General features: G+C 66.7%; 13 protein-coding genes. 8 read left to right on the forward strand and 5 right to left on the reverse strand.

Annotation, left to right across the window (positions count from 1 at the left end; all coding sequences use genetic code 11):
• Positions 1–134: 134 nt before the first annotated feature.
• From ACKI1H_RS29440 to rlmF, 5 genes are all read left to right on the forward strand, one after another.
• Complete coding sequence (locus ACKI1H_RS29440) at positions 135–1,790, forward strand: thiamine pyrophosphate-binding protein (protein ID WP_440467163.1); 1,656 nt, start codon at positions 135–137, stop codon at positions 1,788–1,790.
• A 96-nt stretch (positions 1,791–1,886) separates the two neighbouring features.
• Complete coding sequence (locus ACKI1H_RS29445; protein WP_138526381.1) at positions 1,887–3,716, forward strand: SLC13 family permease; 1,830 nt, start codon at positions 1,887–1,889, stop codon at positions 3,714–3,716.
• A 34-nt stretch (positions 3,717–3,750) separates the two neighbouring features.
• Positions 3,751–4,047, forward strand: coding sequence for a winged helix-turn-helix domain-containing protein (locus ACKI1H_RS29450; RefSeq protein WP_024762881.1), 297 nt, complete (start codon positions 3,751–3,753; stop codon positions 4,045–4,047).
• 10 nt (positions 4,048–4,057) lie between these two features.
• Positions 4,058–4,636, forward strand: coding sequence for a VTT domain-containing protein (locus tag ACKI1H_RS29455; protein ID WP_138526382.1), 579 nt, complete (start codon positions 4,058–4,060; stop codon positions 4,634–4,636).
• Positions 4,637–4,695: 59 nt separating this feature from the next.
• Positions 4,696–5,691: a 23S rRNA (adenine(1618)-N(6))-methyltransferase RlmF gene (gene rlmF / locus ACKI1H_RS29460; protein WP_440467164.1), complete on the forward strand. Its 996-nt coding sequence runs from the start codon at positions 4,696–4,698 to the stop codon at positions 5,689–5,691.
• Positions 5,692–5,778: 87 nt separating this feature from the next.
• On the opposite strand, the gene ACKI1H_RS29465 is transcribed toward rlmF, so the two are convergent.
• Positions 5,779–7,302, reverse strand: a complete 1,524-nt coding sequence (locus ACKI1H_RS29465; RefSeq protein ID WP_440467165.1) for an MFS transporter — start codon at positions 7,300–7,302, stop codon at positions 5,779–5,781.
• Positions 7,303–7,460: 158 nt separating this feature from the next.
• On the opposite strand from ACKI1H_RS29465, the gene ACKI1H_RS29470 reads away from it, so the two are divergent.
• Positions 7,461–8,351, forward strand: a complete 891-nt coding sequence (locus ACKI1H_RS29470; protein ID WP_440467166.1) for a LysR family transcriptional regulator — start codon at positions 7,461–7,463, stop codon at positions 8,349–8,351.
• Positions 8,352–8,357: 6 nt separating this feature from the next.
• Here ACKI1H_RS29470 and ACKI1H_RS29475 read toward each other — a convergent pair whose 3' ends face one another.
• Positions 8,358–8,900: a hydrolase gene (locus tag ACKI1H_RS29475; RefSeq protein ID WP_440467167.1), complete on the reverse strand. Its 543-nt coding sequence runs from the start codon at positions 8,898–8,900 to the stop codon at positions 8,358–8,360.
• A gap of 156 nt (positions 8,901–9,056) precedes the next feature.
• Between ACKI1H_RS29475 and ACKI1H_RS29480 the strand changes: the two genes are divergently transcribed.
• Positions 9,057–10,292 carry a dienelactone hydrolase family protein gene (locus ACKI1H_RS29480; RefSeq protein ID WP_440467168.1) on the forward strand — a complete coding sequence of 412 codons (1,236 nt, stop codon included), beginning with the start codon at positions 9,057–9,059 and terminating at the stop codon, positions 10,290–10,292.
• 29 nt (positions 10,293–10,321) lie between these two features.
• Entirely contained in the window at positions 10,322–11,125 is an 804-nt protein-coding gene (locus ACKI1H_RS29485; protein WP_440467169.1) for a hypothetical protein, read from the forward strand.
• Between the two features lie 130 nt (positions 11,126–11,255).
• On the opposite strand, the gene ACKI1H_RS29490 is transcribed toward ACKI1H_RS29485, so the two are convergent.
• The 3 genes from ACKI1H_RS29490 to sbcD form a co-directional block, all read right to left on the reverse strand.
• A complete protein-coding gene (locus ACKI1H_RS29490) occupies positions 11,256–11,978 on the reverse strand; it encodes a Dps family protein (RefSeq protein WP_440467170.1) in 723 nt (240 codons plus the stop codon).
• A gap of 247 nt (positions 11,979–12,225) precedes the next feature.
• Entirely contained in the window at positions 12,226–15,666 is a 3,441-nt protein-coding gene (locus ACKI1H_RS29495; protein ID WP_440467171.1) for an AAA family ATPase, read from the reverse strand.
• Entirely contained in the window at positions 15,663–16,883 is a 1,221-nt protein-coding gene (sbcD, locus tag ACKI1H_RS29500; RefSeq protein WP_440467172.1) for an exonuclease subunit SbcD, read from the reverse strand. Before sbcD ends, ACKI1H_RS29495 begins: the two co-directional genes overlap by 4 nt.
• Positions 16,884–16,890 lie beyond the last annotated feature (7 nt).

The raw sequence follows: 16,890 nt of genomic DNA on the forward strand, positions 1-16,890 counted from the left end.
TTCGTCGTCGCGGCCGCTCTGGGAGGGCCTGTGCATTCCCTGAGGGAATGACCTTGCGAAGAATGCTCGCTTGGATCACCCGGGCAGTTCGCCGAAGATCAGCGCACCCCTGCCCATCCAGGAAGCCGATTCCCATGTCCGACCTCCCGGCCCGCAATGGCGGCCAGATTCTCGTCGATGCCCTGCTGCTCCACGCGGTAGACACCGTCTACTGCATCCCCGGCGAAAGCTATCTGCCGGTGCTCGACGCCCTTCACGACGCCAGCAGCATCCAGACCATCGTCACCCGCCACGAAGGCGCTGCCTCGAACATGGCCGATGCCTACGGCAAACTCACCGGTCGCCCGGGCATCTGCTTCGTCACCCGCGGGCCGGGCGCGACTCATGCGGCCAACGGCGTGCACACGGCGATGCAGGACTCCACGCCGATGATCCTGTTCATCGGCCAGGTGGAAAGCGCCTTCAAGGGCCGCGAAGCCTTCCAGGAAGTGGACTACCGGCAGATGTTCGGCGGCCTGGCCAAGTGGGCCACCGAGATCGACGACATCAACCGGATCCCCGAGATCGTCGCCCACGCCTTCCGCGTCGCCCAGTCCGGACGTCCCGGCCCAGTGGTGATCGGGCTGCCGGAGGAAGTGCTGTTCGGCTCCGCGCAGGTCGCAGACATGAAGCCGACACCAATCACCCGAGCAGCGCCAAGCGCCGACTCGCTGGCCGAACTGCGTGAGCGCCTGAGCCAGGCCCGTCGCCCGTTGCTGATCGTTGGCGGCACCGGCTGGACACTGGAGGCTTGCGCGCAGGTTCGCGCCTTCGCCCGCGCCAACCATCTGCCGCTGGTGACTTCGTTCCGCCGCCAGGATCTGATCGACAACCGCGACGAGCAGTATGCCGGTCAGCTCGGCTTCGGCGCCTCGCCCAAGCTCACCGCGCGGGTGCAGGAAGCCGACCTGCTGCTGGTGCTCGGCTCGCGCCTGAGCGAAACGCCCAGCGCCGGCTACAGCATTATCCAGAGCCCGCGCCCGCTGCAGGGCATGATCCACGTGTACCCCGACGCCAGCGAACTGGGCCGCGTCTACCAGGCGGACCAGAGCATCCAGGCCGGCATGCCGGAGATCGCCGCCGCCCTCGCCAGTCTCGCGCCCCTCTCCGGGACGCCCTGGGCCGAATGGACCGCCGCTGCCCGCGCCGATTACCTCAGCTACATCACTCCGCCGCAAAACACGGAACCGCCACAGGGCGTGGATCTCACTCAGGTCGTCCACTACCTGAGCGAGACGCTACCGGACGACGCCGTGGTCAGTAACGGCGCCGGCAACTACGCCGTCTGGGTGCACCGCTTCTACCGCTATCGCTCGCCGCGCAGCCAGCTCGCCCCCACCAACGGCGCCATGGGCTACGGCTTCCCCGCTGCCATTGCCGCCAAGCTGCACGACCCACAACGTAGTGTGGTGTGCTTCGCCGGCGACGGCTGCTTCATGATGTATCCGCAGGAACTGGCCACTGCCGTGCAGTACGGCGCGGCACTGACCATCATCGTGGTCAACAACGGTATGCTCGGCACCATCCGCATGCACCAGGAGCGCGAATACCCCGGCCGTATCAGTGGGACCGAGCTGCGCAACCCCGACTTCGTCGCCCTGGCCCAGGCCTTCGGTGCCCATGGCGAGCGGGTCGAGCGCACCGAGGACTTCGCCGCCGCGTTCGAGCGCGCCCAGGCCAGCGGCAAACCGTCCCTGATCGAGCTGCGCACCGACCCGAAGCAGATCACTCCGGTCGCCCGACTGCCGTGACCAGGCGCGCGAGGCTTCGCTAAGCTGCATCGGATCAACGCAACGTGCCCGCCACAACGGGCACAATGGCGCGCCGAACATCAGCTAGGGAAGCGCATGAGTCTGCAACTGATCTGGGTCCTCGCCCTGCTCGCCACCGCTGTCGGGCTGTTCGTCATCAACCGGCCACGGATGGACGTGGTCGCCCTGCTGGTGATGGTCGCCCTGCCACTGTCGGGCGTGCTCAACGTGCAGGAATCGCTGGCCGGCTTTGCCGATCCCAACGTCATCCTGATCGCCGCGCTGTTCGTCATCGGCGAAGGTCTGGTACGTACCGGCGTGGCCTATCGAATCGGCGAGTGGCTGACGCGCCGCGCCGGCTCCAGCGAGACACGCCTGCTGGTACTGCTGATGCTCGCCGTGGCCGGTCTCGGTTCGGTGATGAGCTCCACCGGCGTGGTCGCCATCTTCATCCCCGTGGTGCTGAGCATCGCCGCGCGCCTGCACGTCTCGCCGCGCCGGCTGATGATGCCGCTGAGCTTCGCCGGGCTGATCAGCGGCATGCTCACCCTGGTCGCCACCGCGCCCAACGTAGTGGTGCACAGCGAGCTGGTCCGCGAGGGCTCGAAGGGCTTCGGTTTCTTCAGCTTCACGCCGTTCGGCCTGGTCGTGCTGGTGCTCGGCGTCGGCTACATGCTGGTGGCACGCCGCTGGCTGGGCGATGACGATGGCGACGACAGCCAGAGCGTCAAGCGCCGCACCCTGGGCGACCTGATCCGCGACTACCAACTGGCCGGCCGCGAGCGGCGCCTGCGTATCCGCCCCGATTCGCAACTGGTGGGCATGAGCCTGGCTGACGTGGAACTGCGCGCCCGCGCCGGAACCAACGTAGTCGCCATCGAACGCATGGTGCATTTTCGCCTGAAGATCCTCACCCCCAGCGCCAATATCGTGCTGCACGCCGGCGACGTACTGCTGGTGGATATCTACGGCGAGCGCAGCGACCTGCTGGGCATGTACCACGAGTTCGGCCTGGAACCGCTAAGCCTGCAAGGCGATTATTTCACCGAGCGAGCCCACGAGGTGGGGATGGCCGAGGTCACGTTGCCGCCGGAGTCCGCACTGCTGGGCAAGAGCGTGCGGGACCTGGAATTTCGCAGCCAGTTCGGCCTCAACGTGGTGGGCCTGCGGCGCAACCGCGAAGCCCTGGTCGAGGGCCTGCTGGAGGCCAAACTGAAGGTCGGCGATACCCTGCTGGTAATCGGCGACTGGAAGGAAATCCGCCAGCTCCAGGCGCGCAGCCGCGACTTCCTGGTGCTCAGCCTGCCCGCCGAGGTCGATGAAGCCGCCCCCGCCGCCAGCCAGGCGCCGCACGCGCTGTTCAGCCTGGCGGTGATGGTGATCCTGATGGTCAGCGGGCTGGTGCCCAACGTCATGGCGGCGCTGATCGCCTGCCTGCTGATGGGCGCGTTCCGCTGCATCGACATGGACAGCGCCTACCGCTCCATCCACTGGCAGAGCCTGCTGCTGATCGTCGGCATGTTGCCCTTCGCCCTGGCGCTGCAGAAGACCGGCGGCATCACCCTGGCGGTCAACGGCCTGGTCGGCGTCCTCGGCGGTGCCGGGCCCTATGCCATTCTCGCCAGCCTGTTCGTGCTGACGGCGGTGATCGGCCTGTTCATCTCCAACACTGCCACCGCCGTGCTCATGGCGCCGGTGGCCATCGCCACGGCAAAAGCCCTGGGCGCCTCACCCGAGGCCTTTGCGATGATTGTCGCGCTGGCCGCGTCCGCCGCCTTCATGACGCCGATTTCCTCGCCGGTGAATACCCTGGTGCTCGGCCCCGGACGCTATCGCTTCGCCGATTTCGTCAAGGTTGGCGTACCCTTCACGATTCTGGTGATGATCGTCAGCGTTGTGCTGGTACCCTGGCTGCTGCCGCTGTAGTCGTCCACCGCAGGATCAACAAGGAAACGTCTCGATGGAAGTGAGCAAGACCAAAAGCAGTTTCTACCGCCGCCTGTACGTCGCGTGGCTGATCGACAGCGGCACCGCGACCAGTGTCCCGGCGCTGATGGAGGCCACCGGCATGCCCCGACGCACGGCACAGGACACCCTGGCCGCGCTGGCCGATCTGGACATCGACTGCGCCTTCGAGCAGCACGACGGCGAACGCAACAACGCCGGCCACTACCGCATCCGCGACTGGGGCGCCATCGATCCGCGCTGGATCGCCGCGCACCTGCCGAAGATCAAGGACATCCTGCAGTACCCCTGAGCCCGCCCGCATGCTTGCCGTTCCACCCATTCTCTGGCGCTCTCGCCGACTGATCCTGCTGCTCGCCTTCGCCGGAGTGCTGGCCCTGCTCTACCGCGCCAGCGGCCTGCATGAGGAGTTCAGCCTCGACGCCCTGCGCACCGAACTGACCGACAACCGCCTGGGCGGCCTGCTGCTGTTCGTCGGCCTGTTCGCCCTGGGCAACCTGCTGCACATCCCCGGCCTGCTGTTCCTCGCCGCCGCCGTGCTGGCCATGGGCAAGCTGTGGGGCGGGCTGATCACCTACTGCGCGGCAGTGTTCTCCTGCGGTTTCACCTTCCTGATCGTGCGCGCCGTCGGCGGCAACGGCCTGCGCCTGCTGAACAACCGGCTGACCCGCGCGGTGTTCAGCCACCTCGACCAGCGCCCGGCGAGCAGCGTGTTCCTGCTGCGCCACGCCTTCATCACCTCGCCGACGCTGAACTACAGCCTGGCCCTGTCGGGCATCGGTTTCTGGCCGTACATGCTCGGCACCCTGCTCGGCCTGCCCATTCCGCTGCTGCTCTGCTGCCTGCTGTTCGACCGCCTGGGCAGTGCGCTGATCGGCTGAGGCGCGCCAGGAGCATCTGTGGGAAAATCGCCCACCGCTTCCCTGTCCCGCACGCCCTCATGTCGAAACCACCGAAACGCCCCATCAAGCCCGCCAGCCCCGCCCAGGCTCTGCGCGACCCGGCCGCCAAGCGGCCGAACCTGCTGCACCCGCGCAACCGCCACCAGGGCCACTACGACTTTCCGGCGCTGATCGAGGGCTGCCCGGAGCTGGGCCGATTCGTCATCACCAATCCCTACGGCAAGCCAAGCATCGACTTCGCCAACCCCGAGGCAGTGCGCGTGTTCAACCGCGCGCTGCTCAAGGCGCAATACGGCATCGGCCAGTGGGACATTCCCGCCGGCTTCCTCTGCCCGCCGATCCCCGGTCGTGCGGATTACGTGCACTACCTCGCCGACCTGCTCGCCGAGGAGAACGGTGGCAGCGTGCCGCGCGGGCCGGAGGTACGCGTGCTGGACATCGGCGTCGGCGCCAACTGTATCTACCCGCTGATCGGGCACCGCGACTATGGCTGGCACTTCCTCGGCTCGGACATCGAGCCGGCCGCCCTCGCCTCTGCCCAGGCCATCGTCAGTGGCAATCCCGGCCTGAGCGATGCTATCGAATTGCGCCAGCAGCACGACCCGAAGCACATCTTCCGTGGCCTGCTCGGCGCCGATGAGCGCTTCGACGCGACCCTGTGCAACCCGCCCTTCCATGCCTCACCCGAGGAAGCCAGTAGCGGCAGCCGGCGCAAATGGAAGAACCTCGGCAAGCTCGACCCGTCGCGCCAACTGCCCAAGCTGAACTTCGGCGGGCAGAGCAACGAGCTGTGGTGCGAAGGCGGCGAGATCGCCTTCCTGCGCAAGCTGGCGGCGGAAAGCGCCGAAGTCGGCCAACAGGTGCGCTGGTTCAGCTCGCTGGTGTCCAAGGGCGGCAACCTCGACGACTTCCGTCGCGTGCTGAAGAAGGCAGGCGCAATCTCCATTCGCACCGTGGACATGGCCCAGGGGCAGAAGCAGAGCCGCTTCGTCGCCTGGACCTTCCTCGAGCCAGAGCACCGCCGCAAAGCGTAGGGCGCATAACGCGGCACGCGTTATCCGCCGTCACTCAGCACCGACGATAACCGCAAGCGGTTATTCGCCCTACGACTCGCCCCCGCGTCAGACTTCAGCCAACAGCGCCGGCGAGCGTTCACGCCCCAGCAGCACAAAGACCAGCCCCGCTACGACCAGGGTGATCCCGGCCAGCAGCTCCAACACCCGGCTGAACACGGCCACGTAGTCGCTGCGCAGTTGCTCGGGCGCCAGCTGCGGCAACTGCTCGACGACCGCCGCCAGATTGCCGATGGCCAACTGGTTGGCGCTCATCAGGCGCTCCGCCGTGGCCAGGCCCAAGGGCTCCAACTGCGAAGCGATCAAGGTCGCCAGCAAAGCGCCGACCACGGCGATGGCCACCGCATCGGCGGACACCCGCACGGTGTTGAAGATGCCCGTCGCCATGCCGGCGCGTTCACGCTCGACCACGCTCACCGCCAGGCCATCCATCAACCCCCAGGGCAGGCCGATACCGATGCCGATCATCAACAGCGGCACATCTGGCGCGACACCGCCTGCCAGGTTGCGCGCCAGCCACATCAGCCCGCCCGCCACGATCAGCAGGCCGATTGCCGAGAGGCTGCCAGCACTGAAGTGCTTCGCCAGCAGCGCCGCCAGGAAGGGTACTATCAACAGCGGCGCCGACAGCGCCAGCATGGTCCAGCCAGCTTGCAGCGCGCCCTGCCCTTCGATGCCGATGAAGCGTCCCGGCAGCAGGACGATCAGCACCACGTAGGCGAACGCCGGCGACGCACCCAGCAGTTGTACACCAACGAAACGCCATTGGCTGAACAGCGACAGATCCAGCAAAGGCCGCTCCACACGGCGTTCGACGGCAACGAACACGACCAGCAACACGCCACTCAGCACCAGTGTGACAATCACGGAAAAGCTCGCCCAGCCCTGTTCCGGCGCCAGCAGCAGGCCATAAGTGAACAAGCTGAGCGCGGCAGTGAAGCTCAGCGCACCGGGCCAGTCCAGACCGCGTGCCTGGGGGTCGCGGCTCTCACGGCAGAAGCGTACGACCACCGGCACCGAGGCCAGCGCGCACACCGCCGGCACCAGGAACACCCAGCGCCAGCCCGGCCCATCGGTCAGCCAGCCGGCGAGCAGTGGGCCGAAGGCCAGGCCGACGCCGAAGGTTGTCCCCAGCAAGCTGAACACCCGCGTGCGAATGGCCCCCTCGAACTCCTGCGCCAGCGCCGCCATGGCAGCGGCAAAGGCCGCCGAACCTCCCGCTCCCTGCAATACCCGCAGCAAGTCGATCGCCGCCACCGAGCCGGCCAGGGGAATCGCCAGGGTGGTGGCGCAGAACAGCGCCAAGCCGACCAGCCAGATGCGTTTGCGTCCGTACACGTCCGCCAGGCTGCCGGCCGCCATCATCGCCGCACCGTAAGCCAGCACGTAGCCGTTGACGATCCAGTTCAGCGCCACGGCCGAGCCACCCAGCTCACGGGCAATGGCCGGCAGCACCACGGCCGGGCCGGTGAAGCACAGGGGAATCAGCACCGCCGTCAGGCTGGCCGCCAGTAGCAGTAGCCAGCGCGAGGCGTCGGATCGATTTTCTGAGATATCGTGGGAAGGTTTCATGGTGGGTCCGCAAGGAATCGAGGAAGACCCGCCGAAAGCTAATCAACCCGGCATTACGGAAAAACAGGCTAGGATTCCGAACAAAACGGACATCACTGTCCGCAATCGATCCCCCAACGCGCGGCACAATAGCTGCCCACCTGCACGGATACCCGCCCATGGACAGCCTCAACGGCCTGCGCGTCTTTCTCCAGGTCGCCGACTCCCTGAGCTTCGCCCAGGCCGCTCGCCTGCTCGGCCTCTCCGCTTCGGCAGTGGGCAAGAGCATCGCGCGCCTGGAGGAGCGCCTGGGCGTGCGCCTGTTCCACCGCAGCACGCGCAGCCTGAGTCTCTCCAACGAAGGGCAACTGTTCCTCGATCGTTGCCGGCGCATCCTCGACGAGTTGGAAGCGGCCGAGCAGGAGCTGGCGCTGTCCACCCAGCAGGCCCGAGGCCGGCTGAAGGTGAGCATGCCGCTGGTGGCCGGGCTGCTGCCCCAGGTGCTGCCGGAGTTCCTCCGCTGCTACCCGCGCATCCAGCTGGACATCGACTTCACCGACCGCCTGGTGGACGTCATCGAGGAAGGTTTCGACCTGGTGGTGCGCGGCGGTGAACTGCGCGATTCAGGCCTGAAGGCACGCAAGCTGGGCGACTTCAGCCTGATGCTGGTAGCCGCCCCGGCCTACCTGCGCCAATACGGCACGCCCCGCCGCCCGACCGACCTGAACCAGCACCTGTGCCTGCACTACCGCTACCCCAGCAGCGGGCTGGTGCAGCGCTGGCCGCTGAAGCTGGCAGCCGGGGAAAGCGAACCGCAGCTGGACGGCGGGTTGATCTGCAACACCGCCGACATGCTGATCAACGTTGCCAGCCAGGGCATGGGCATCGCCTGCCTGCCCGACTTCGCGGTGCGCAGCGCGCTGAACGACGGCCGGCTGGTGCAGGTGCTGAGCGAACACACTACGCACCAGGGCAGCTTCCACGCGCTGTGGCCGGCGGGTCGGCGCATGTCGCTGAAGCTGCGGGTGTTCCTCGACTTCCTGGGCGACCGGCTGTTCGTCACTCGTTAAAGTGACTCAGCGGATGAACTGCTTGCTGATCTCGCGAAAGATTTCCGTCCCCGCGCGCTCCATCCACTCGAAGGCGACCATCTCCCGCGAGACGATCACCGCGCCGGCCTGCCGCATCCGCTCCAGCGCCAGCACCTTGTCCCGCGGCCGACGCGAGCCGACGGCCTCGTCCACCACGTAGACCTGGCGATCCTCGGCCAGCAACCCCAGCACTGTCTGCAACACACAGACGTGCGCTTCGGTGCCGCACACCACAAACTGCCGACTATCGCCGCCGGGCATCTGCAACATCCCGGGATCGGCGACTGCGGAGAAGGCGATCTTCTCCAGCACCACGCCCTCCGCCAGTTCGTCACGCAGCGCCGGCAGCGTCGTGCCGAGGCCCTTCGGGTACTGCTCGGTGGCCAGCACGGGCACGCCCAGCCGCCGTGCGATGGCCAGCAGCCAGGCGCTGTGTTCGAGCACTGCCTCGTTGTCGTGAATGGCCGGGAACAGGCGTTCCTGGATGTCGATGATCAGCAGGGTCGAGGCCTGGGCGCGCAGCAACATCGTGAGAGTCCTCCAGAGGTTCGAACCCGAGTTGTGGTCCTCCGAAGCCAGGCTGTCAACCGCCATCGCACCATTGGCCACTTGGCAGGCGCCGCTCCAGCCCGCACCCTATGCGCGCCAGAACACCACAACAACGAGCCTGGGAGAGAAGGGAACATGGGCAAGAGCATCAGCATCGCCGCGCGTGACGGCAGCGGCAGCTTCAGCGGTTATCTCGCGGTACCGGCCAGCGGGCACGGCCCCGGAGTGGTGATCGGCCAGGAGATCTTCGGCGTCAACGCCAACATGCGCAGCATCGCCGACAGCTATGCCGAGGAAGGCTACGTCGCCCTGGTGCCCGATCTCTTCTGGCGTCTGCAGCCGAACCTGGAGCTGGGCTACAGCGAGGCCGACTTCGGCCAGGCCATCGGCCTGTTCCAGCGCTTCGACGTGGACAAGGGTGTGGACGACATCGCTGCCGCCATGGACGCCCTGCGCGCGCTGCCGGCGGTGGAGGATCGCGGTATCGGCTATGTCGGCTTCTGCCTGGGCGGCAAGCTCGCCTACCTCACCGCCGCGCGCACCGACGCCGCCTGCTCGGTGGGCTACTACGGCATGGGCATCGAGCAGATGCTCGACGAGGCAGCGAACATCAAGGGTCGCCTGGTGCTGCACTTCGCCGAGCAGGACGTGTACTGCGACGCCAAAGCCCGCGCGGCCATCGGTGAAGTCCTCGGCAAGCTGCCGAAGGCGGAAATCTACAGCTACCCCGGCGTCGACCATGCCTTCGCCCGTCCCAACGGCATGCACTTCGACAAGCCCGCCGCGCTGATGGCCCACGAGCGCAGCATCGGCGCGCTCAAGCGCGAGATCGGCCCGGACTTCGACCTGTCGCAGCTGTGGGAAGACCACATTTACCACGAGTTCGCCGCCCGTGACGTGCCCGCCACCATGGCGACCATGGTCGCCCAGCCCTACGTCAACCATATTCCCACCATGACCGGCGGCGTCGGCCAGGACGAACTGGCACGCTTCTACCGCAACCACTTCGTCCACGGTAATCCGCCGGACATGAAACTGGTGCCGATCTCCCGCACCGTCGGTGCGCTGCAGGTGGTGGACGAGTTCGTCATGTGTTTCACCCACACCAGCGAAATCGACTGGATGCTCCCCGGCGTGCCGCCCACCGGCAAGTACGTGGAGATTCCCATGCTCGGCGTGATCCGCTTCCGTGGTGACAAGCTGTGCCATGAACACATCTACTGGGACCAGGCCAGCGTACTGGTGCAGATCGGCCTGCTCGACCCCGCCGGGCTGCCGGTGGCCGGTGTGGAGACAGCGAAGAAGCTGCTCGACGAGAGCCTGGAATCGAACACCCTGATGAACAAGTGGAAGGACAGCGAAGGCCGCTGATTCGCCTCGATGAACCCAAGGAGCACCCGATGTACCCCATAGGGAAATGGACCTGCGCCGCGCTGCTGGTACTTGCCACCAGCGCCGGCGCGGCGGAGCGCACCGCGCAACCCTGCGACAATGCCACCCTGCAGACACTGGCCGGGCTGCTCGGCCAGCAGGGCTGGCAGGCGCCGCAGTCCGGAGCGGCAACGCCCGTGGTGGCTGCGGCCTGCAAGCCCTGGCCGGACGATCCAGAGCTGCAGGTAGTAGCCATCGCCTACAGCACGGCGGACGACAAGGCCGAGCCGGGCGAGCGCAACCTGAACCTGCTGGTGGGCCAGCTCGACACCAGCAGCGGCAAGCTGGTGACACGCAGCGACGACAGCATCGGCGAGGACGCCATGGTGGAAATCGACAGCTCCAGCCTGTGGCTAGACACCGCGCGCTATCGCCTGTCTCCGGAGGTGCGCGGCTTCGGCCTGATCATCAGCAGCGTGGCACGCGGCGCGAGCTGTCCGGACGCCTGGTCCTACGACGACTTCAGCCTCTATGCACCTCAAGGCGACAAGCTCAAGGAAGTGTTCCGCACCTACCTGCGGCAATGGACGACACTTGAAGGCGTCGTCTGCGGCGGCGCCGACAAGCTGGTCATCGAGCGCTCGCAACTCACCCTGGCCATGGGCAAGGACAGTCACAACGGTTATGCGGACCTGATCGTCAGCTCGAAGGTGCAGCGCGAGCACGAAGGTGACGATGTCGGTACGCCGAAGACCGTGCGCACCACCGTCAGCTACGACGGTACGCGCTATCCATTCGAGGAGTTTTCCACCTTCTGGCAGAGCGCCCCGTGAACGGTAGGAGCGAGCTTGCTCGCGAACAATCCAGCCGGCGAGCCAGGTGCAATGCGGTTCGCGAGCAAGCTCGCTCCTACAAGAACACCAAGGCCGCCCGAAGGCGGCCTTGGTGTTTCTGGCATACCAATCAATGGCCGGTGTTGTCACCGCGGCGGCTGGTCTCGAAGAGGAACCAGGTGCGCTGCTCGGTTTCGTCGATCCAGTTCTCGATCAGGCTGGCGGTGGCGATGTCGTGGTACTCGTCGCACAGGCCATGGACCTCGCGCATGTAGGAGGTCAGCGATTTGTTGTCCTCCTGCAGTTCGGCCAGCATGTCCAGCGGCTGCACGTACTCCGCGTCGTTGTCGAGAATGCGCTTCTCGCGGGCAATCTGGCCGATGGAGCGCAGCGTGCCGCCACCGATCTTGCGGGTGCGTTCGGCAATCGCGTCGGTCATCGCGAAGATCTCGGTGGCATGGTCGTCCAGCAGCAGGTGGTAGTCGCGGAAGTGCGGACCGCTCACGTGCCAGTGGAAGTTCTTGGTCTTCAGGTACAGCGCGAAGACATCCGCCAGCAGGCGATTGAGCGCCGCCGACAGATCGCGGGTGGCGTTCTTGCTCAGGTCCGACGGCGTGGCCAGCGCGGGGGCGCGGCGTGGAGCGGCCTTGGCTGCGGCAGGCTTGGCGGCAGAAGCCTTTGCGGCGGGTTTTGCAGCGACTGTCTTGGCGGCTGCGGGTTTGCTGGCAGCGGGCTTGGCGGCCGGCTTGGCAGCGGCAGGTTTTGCGGCAGGTTTGCTGGCCGCTTTCGCAGCCGGCTTCGCGGCGGGTTTGGCCGCTGCGGGTTTCTTCGGAGCCGATGCGGATTGCTTCATCACAAATCACCTCTACGAAAGATCACGATACCTGTGGATGCCGACCCAGGCGGGACGGCTGACTTACGCGGTCTTGAGCCTATCTCGCCTGACGTCGATTGCAAGTTGACAGCACTCCGGCACACGCGTTCCACCTGATGTGGATCAATCGTGGAGCGGCTGCCGTACAGCTCGATCCAGTCGACCAGACCGTTCTCAGAGCATTACCGGATCGATCTGTCCATCAGGCTTTCTATGGCTCGAAACGCTAGGGATTGAAACGAAAACGCGCATCGAGTTGGCTGTAACCCATGCCGACACCCTTGTGCACCTTGAGCTGCACCGGGATGCGCTCCTTCAGCGCCTCAACGTGGCTGATCACGCCGATGGTCTTGCCCGTGGCGTTGAGGCTGTCGAGGGCATCCAGCGCGACTTCCAGGGTTTCGCCGTCGAGAGTACCGAAGCCTTCATCGAGGAACAGCGAATCAATGCTGGTCTTGTGGCTGACCAGGTCGGACAACGCGAGCGCCAACGCCAGGCTGACCAGGAAACTCTCGCCGCCGGACAGCGTCTTGCAGTCGCGCGCAGTGTCGCCCTGCCAGGTATCCACCACTTCCAGCTCCAGCTCGCCGTCGCTGCGCCGCGCCAGCTGGTAACGGCCATGCAGGCGCTGCAACTGACGGTTGGCGAGGTGCACCAGGTGGTCGAGGGTCAGGCCCTGGGCGAAGCGTCGGTAACGCGCGCCGTCGGAGGCACCGATCAGGCTGTTGAGGCGCTGCCAGAGATCGTGCTCCTCCTCCTGCCGGGCGATTTCCGCGAACAGGCTCTGCTGGCTGGCGCGACGATTGTCGTCGCCCTGCAACTGGGCGCGAATCTCGCCCTGGCGCTGGCCGAGCTCGCGCAGCTGCGTGGCGAGCGCCTGCAACTGCTGGTCGAGCTCCTCCAGCGGCAGTTTGCCGTGGGGCTCGGCCTGCAGGCGCTCGACGTCCTGCGCGGCGGCGGCACGCAAGGTGACGGCTTCGGTGATCGCCGTTTCCAGGCGCTGGCGCAACTGGGTCAGCTCCGCACGCTGGGCATCGTCCAGCAGCGCAGCGAGGTAGGTCGACTCGTCGGCGAAGGGACTCGCCGCCAGCGCCTGCTGCCAGCTCGCCAGGCGCTCCGCCAGGCGCGCCTGCTCCTGTCCCAGTCGCTCAGCCAAGGATTGCTCGCGGCCTTGCAGCGCATCGGCCTGACGCTGGGCGGCTGCCAATTGCTCCTCGGCCTGCGCCAATGCCTGTTGCGGCGCTGCCTGCACCGCCAGCGCCTGACGCGTATCGAATCCGGCAGCCTGCCAACGCTGCTGCCATTGCTCGGCGATCTGTTGCGCCGCACGGGCAGCCTGTTCGGCATCACGCTCGGCGGCGGCCAGTTCCTGGCTGCGCTGCTGGTCCTGCTGCCATTGCTGCCACTCTGCCGCGCGCTCGGCCAGCCACTGCTCACCATCCTCCGGCACGTCGTAACCCAGCTCGCCCAGTGCGTCGGCCACTACCTGATCCTGCTGTTGCAGGTCTGCCCGCTGGGTGGCGAGCTGCTGCGCACGCTCCTCCTGGCGCTGGCGTTCGTGAGTCTGCTGCTGATCGAACAGCGCTAATTGCTGAGCAGCCTCGGCATGGTCACGTTCGGCGCGCTGGCGTTGCTGTTGCGCCTGCTGGAGCTGGACCCTGTGTTCGTCCAGGGCCTTGAGCTGCTGCTGCAAGGCGGCCTGCGACGTCTCATGGCGCTCGCGCTCGGCGGCGAGCTGCTGGTCGTCCTTGAGCGCGAGACCCTGCGCTTCACACTGTTGCTGCCACGCCTGCTGGTGCTGCGCCAGCGCGACCTGGGCTTCGTTCAGCTGACGCTGGCCCTGCTGCAGCTGCGCATCCAGTTCGGCCAGCTCGCCACGCAAGGCGATGCCCTGGCTTTCCAGTTCGGCCAGTTGCTTTCGCGCCTGCTCCAGCGCCGCCTGGGTAGAGGACACATCCAGCGCCTGGTAGGCCGCCACCGCCGGATGCTCCGGCGAGCCGCACAACGGGCAAGCCTCACCGGGCTGCAACTGCGCGCGCAGATGCTCCAACTGGTGGATGCGCTGCTCCTGCTGCAGGAGTTTTTCCTTGTCGGCGACCTGCTGCTTGGTCGCCTGATAGCGCTCGCGCAGCGCTACGATGGCCGTGTCACGCTCGCCCTTGCGCTGACGCAGCACATCGAGCTCCGGCTGCCAGCGCGTCAGTTGCGCAGCGGCCTGGGTTCGGACCTGGGCCAGTTGTTCCAGGCGGTCGAGCCCACGGATTTGCAGTTGTATCTGTTGCAGGCGCTCACGCAGGCCAGTTTCGGTCGCGCCGCCCAGCAAGGTATCGAGCTGCTGCTGATACCGGATTTCCTGCGCCCCAGCCGAATCGAATTGTTGCTGCATGAAAGCAACATTGCCCTGCAGGGTCTGCCGCTGCGTGGTCGCGTTCTGCAATGACTGGTCAGCCGCCTGTGCCTGCCGCTGCAAGTCGGCGATAGCCTTGGCCAGGCGCGAGCGCTGGGCGAACTGCGCGCGCCAGCCGCCCAACATCTCACCCAGCTTCGCGCGCTGCGGATGCTGCGCAAGGCGCGCCTGCAACTCCTGCTGCTGCTCGCTGACAGCCTTGTGCTCACTCTCGCGCACCTCTTGCGCCTGTTGAGCATACTGGCTCGCCGCCCACAGAGCCTGGGCGACCTCATCACGGCTGGACACCTGCTGCGTGCGGTTATCCTCCAGCGCCACGCGAACCTGTTCGACACTCTCGTGACTGCTGCGCCAGACCTGGTGCAGCGGTTGCAGGCGAACGGCAGGCTCGCTGTGCGCCAGGCGCTGCAGATCGGGCTGTGCGTGCTCCAGCGCCTGGCGCGCGCTGGCCTCCTTCGCGCCTGCCTGCTCGACCTGCTGCTGTGCGCGGGTCAGGTCTTCACGCCAGCGGCGTTGTGCCTGAACGGCCGCAAGTTGTGACTGCAAAGCGGTTTCCTGCAAGGCGGCATCGCGGCCCTGTTGTTCCAGTTCGTCACGCTGTTCGGTGCTGAGCAGTTCGAACCCCTCGGAGCGCGCCTTGAGCTGGTCCAGAACACTGCGCATCTCCCGCGTGCGCTCGAACACGCGCTGGGAAATCAGCCCGTAGATTTCCGTGCCCGTGAGCTCCTCCAGCAGCTCTGCGCGCTGGTTGGCGTTGGCTTCGAGGAAAGCGGCAAAGCCGCCCTGGGCCAGCAGCATGGATTTGGTGAAGCGCTCGAAGTCCAGCCCTGTGAGCGTCTCGGTCTGCTTCAGCTTGTCGTTGATCTTGTCAGTGAGAATCTGCCCCTCGCCGGTGGCGCGGTCGATGCGCACCAATTCCACCTTCGGCGCCTGCAACGCACCTTCGGCCTTGTCGCGGGCGCGGCGCTGGCTCCAGAAGGCGCGGTAAGGCTGGCCCTTAACCTCGAATTCCACTTCGGCGAGGCAGTCGGCGGTGTGCCGGGTCATCAGCTCGTTGCCGCTCTGCGACAGCACGCTCATGCGTGGCGTGCGGTGGTACAGCGCGAGGCAGATGGCATCGAGCAGCGTGGTCTTGCCCGCCCCGGTGGGCCCGGTGATGGCAAACAGGCCGTTGCCGGCGAAGGGTTCGGCGGTGAAGTCGATCTTCCATTCGCCCTTGAGCGAGTTGAGGTTCTTCAGGCGCAGGCTGAGGATTCTCACGGGCGCTCCTCCTGCAGCTCGGCGACGACCTGGCGGTAGAGCCCGGTCAGGCGCTCGCGCAGTGGCGCCTCCAGATCCTCGGCATCCAGGCGTTGGCGGAACACGTCCTCCGGACTGAGTTCGTCGAGGGTTTCCTTGTTCTCGCTGAACAGCGCCGCCTGCGCGGTGCCGCGCTCGCGGCGGGTGCGCAGGACGATCACCGGCAGGTCTTCGCAGAGCTTTTCGACGCGCAGCTGGATGTCGGTCAGGTAGTCATCGGTGTGCACCAGGACTTCCAGCCACACCGGCTGCTCCGCGCTGCCTTCGCGAGCGACGCGGGCCAGTTCGGCGGGCAGTTCGGCGAGGCTGCCGGACACCGACTTCAGCGGCTGGAAGCGCGGCACCGGCAACGCGGTGACGCCACGCAGGCCGCTGTCATCCAGGTCCACCAGCAGCACTTCCTTGCCCTGGGTCGCTTCGTCGAAGCTCAGGGCAATGGGCGAGCCGCAGTAACGGATATGCTCCAGGCCCCCGACCTTCTGCGGCCGGTGGATATGGCCGAGGGCGATGTAGTCCGCCGCCGGGAAGGCACTGGTGGGGAAGGCTTCCAGGGTGCCAACGTAGATTTCCCGCACCGACTCGCTGGCGCTCGCGCCGACGGTGGTGAGGTGGCCGGTGGCGATGATCGGCAGATGCCGGCCGAGCTTTTCGCGCTCCGCCTCGGCGCGCTCGAACAGCTCGCGGTAGTGCGTCTGGATCGCCTGCTGCAGGGCCAGCTGCTTGTCCTGCGCGCTCTGCCCGGCCTGGCTGGTGAGCACGTCGCGCGGGCGGATGAAGGGGATCGCACAGAGGATCGCGCCGGGCTGGCCGTAACGTTGCGGCAGCACCAGCAATTGGCGCTCGAGGTCGGTGCCGACGGCGGCGATCACCTGGGTATCCAGGCAGGCCAGCAGGTCGCGGGACTCTTCCAGCATCGCCACCGAGTCGTGGTTGCCGCCCAGCACCACCAGGCGCGCACCAGTGTCGCGCAGCTCGACGATGAAGCGGTTGTACTGCTCGCGGGCATAGCTGGGCGGCGCGCCGGTATCGAACACGTCGCCGGCGATGATTACCGCGTCCACGGCCTGCTCGCGCACCTGCTCGACCAGCCAGGCGCAGAACGCCTGGTGCTCGGCCTCGCGGCTCTTGCCCATGAAATGCTGGCCCAGGTGCCAGTCGGAGGTGTGGAGAATGCGCATGAAAGGT

The organism is Pseudomonas sp. YH-1 (assembly GCF_051990045.1).
GTDB classification, from domain to species: Bacteria; Pseudomonadota; Gammaproteobacteria; order Pseudomonadales; family Pseudomonadaceae; genus Pseudomonas; species Pseudomonas nicosulfuronedens.

What these genes read in the sequence shown, in the direction of transcription:
- ACKI1H_RS29485 (WP_440467169.1), top strand. Translation starts at nt 10,322, where the DNA reads ATGTACCCCATAGGGAAATGGACCTGCGCCGCGCTGCTGGTACTTGCC.
- ACKI1H_RS29455 (WP_138526382.1), top strand. Translation starts at nt 4,058, where the DNA reads ATGCTTGCCGTTCCACCCATTCTCTGGCGCTCTCGCCGACTGATCCTG.
- rlmF (WP_440467164.1), top strand. Translation starts at nt 4,696, where the DNA reads ATGTCGAAACCACCGAAACGCCCCATCAAGCCCGCCAGCCCCGCCCAG.
- sbcD (WP_440467172.1), bottom strand. Translation starts at nt 16,883, where the DNA reads ATGCGCATTCTCCACACCTCCGACTGGCACCTGGGCCAGCATTTCATG.
- ACKI1H_RS29480 (WP_440467168.1), top strand. Translation starts at nt 9,057, where the DNA reads ATGGGCAAGAGCATCAGCATCGCCGCGCGTGACGGCAGCGGCAGCTTC.
- ACKI1H_RS29465 (WP_440467165.1), bottom strand. Translation starts at nt 7,302, where the DNA reads ATGAAACCTTCCCACGATATCTCAGAAAATCGATCCGACGCCTCGCGC.
- ACKI1H_RS29475 (WP_440467167.1), bottom strand. Translation starts at nt 8,900, where the DNA reads ATGTTGCTGCGCGCCCAGGCCTCGACCCTGCTGATCATCGACATCCAG.
- ACKI1H_RS29450 (WP_024762881.1), top strand. Translation starts at nt 3,751, where the DNA reads ATGGAAGTGAGCAAGACCAAAAGCAGTTTCTACCGCCGCCTGTACGTC.
- ACKI1H_RS29440 (WP_440467163.1), top strand. Translation starts at nt 135, where the DNA reads ATGTCCGACCTCCCGGCCCGCAATGGCGGCCAGATTCTCGTCGATGCC.
- ACKI1H_RS29445 (WP_138526381.1), top strand. Translation starts at nt 1,887, where the DNA reads ATGAGTCTGCAACTGATCTGGGTCCTCGCCCTGCTCGCCACCGCTGTC.
- ACKI1H_RS29470 (WP_440467166.1), top strand. Translation starts at nt 7,461, where the DNA reads ATGGACAGCCTCAACGGCCTGCGCGTCTTTCTCCAGGTCGCCGACTCC.
- ACKI1H_RS29490 (WP_440467170.1), bottom strand. Translation starts at nt 11,978, where the DNA reads ATGAAGCAATCCGCATCGGCTCCGAAGAAACCCGCAGCGGCCAAACCC.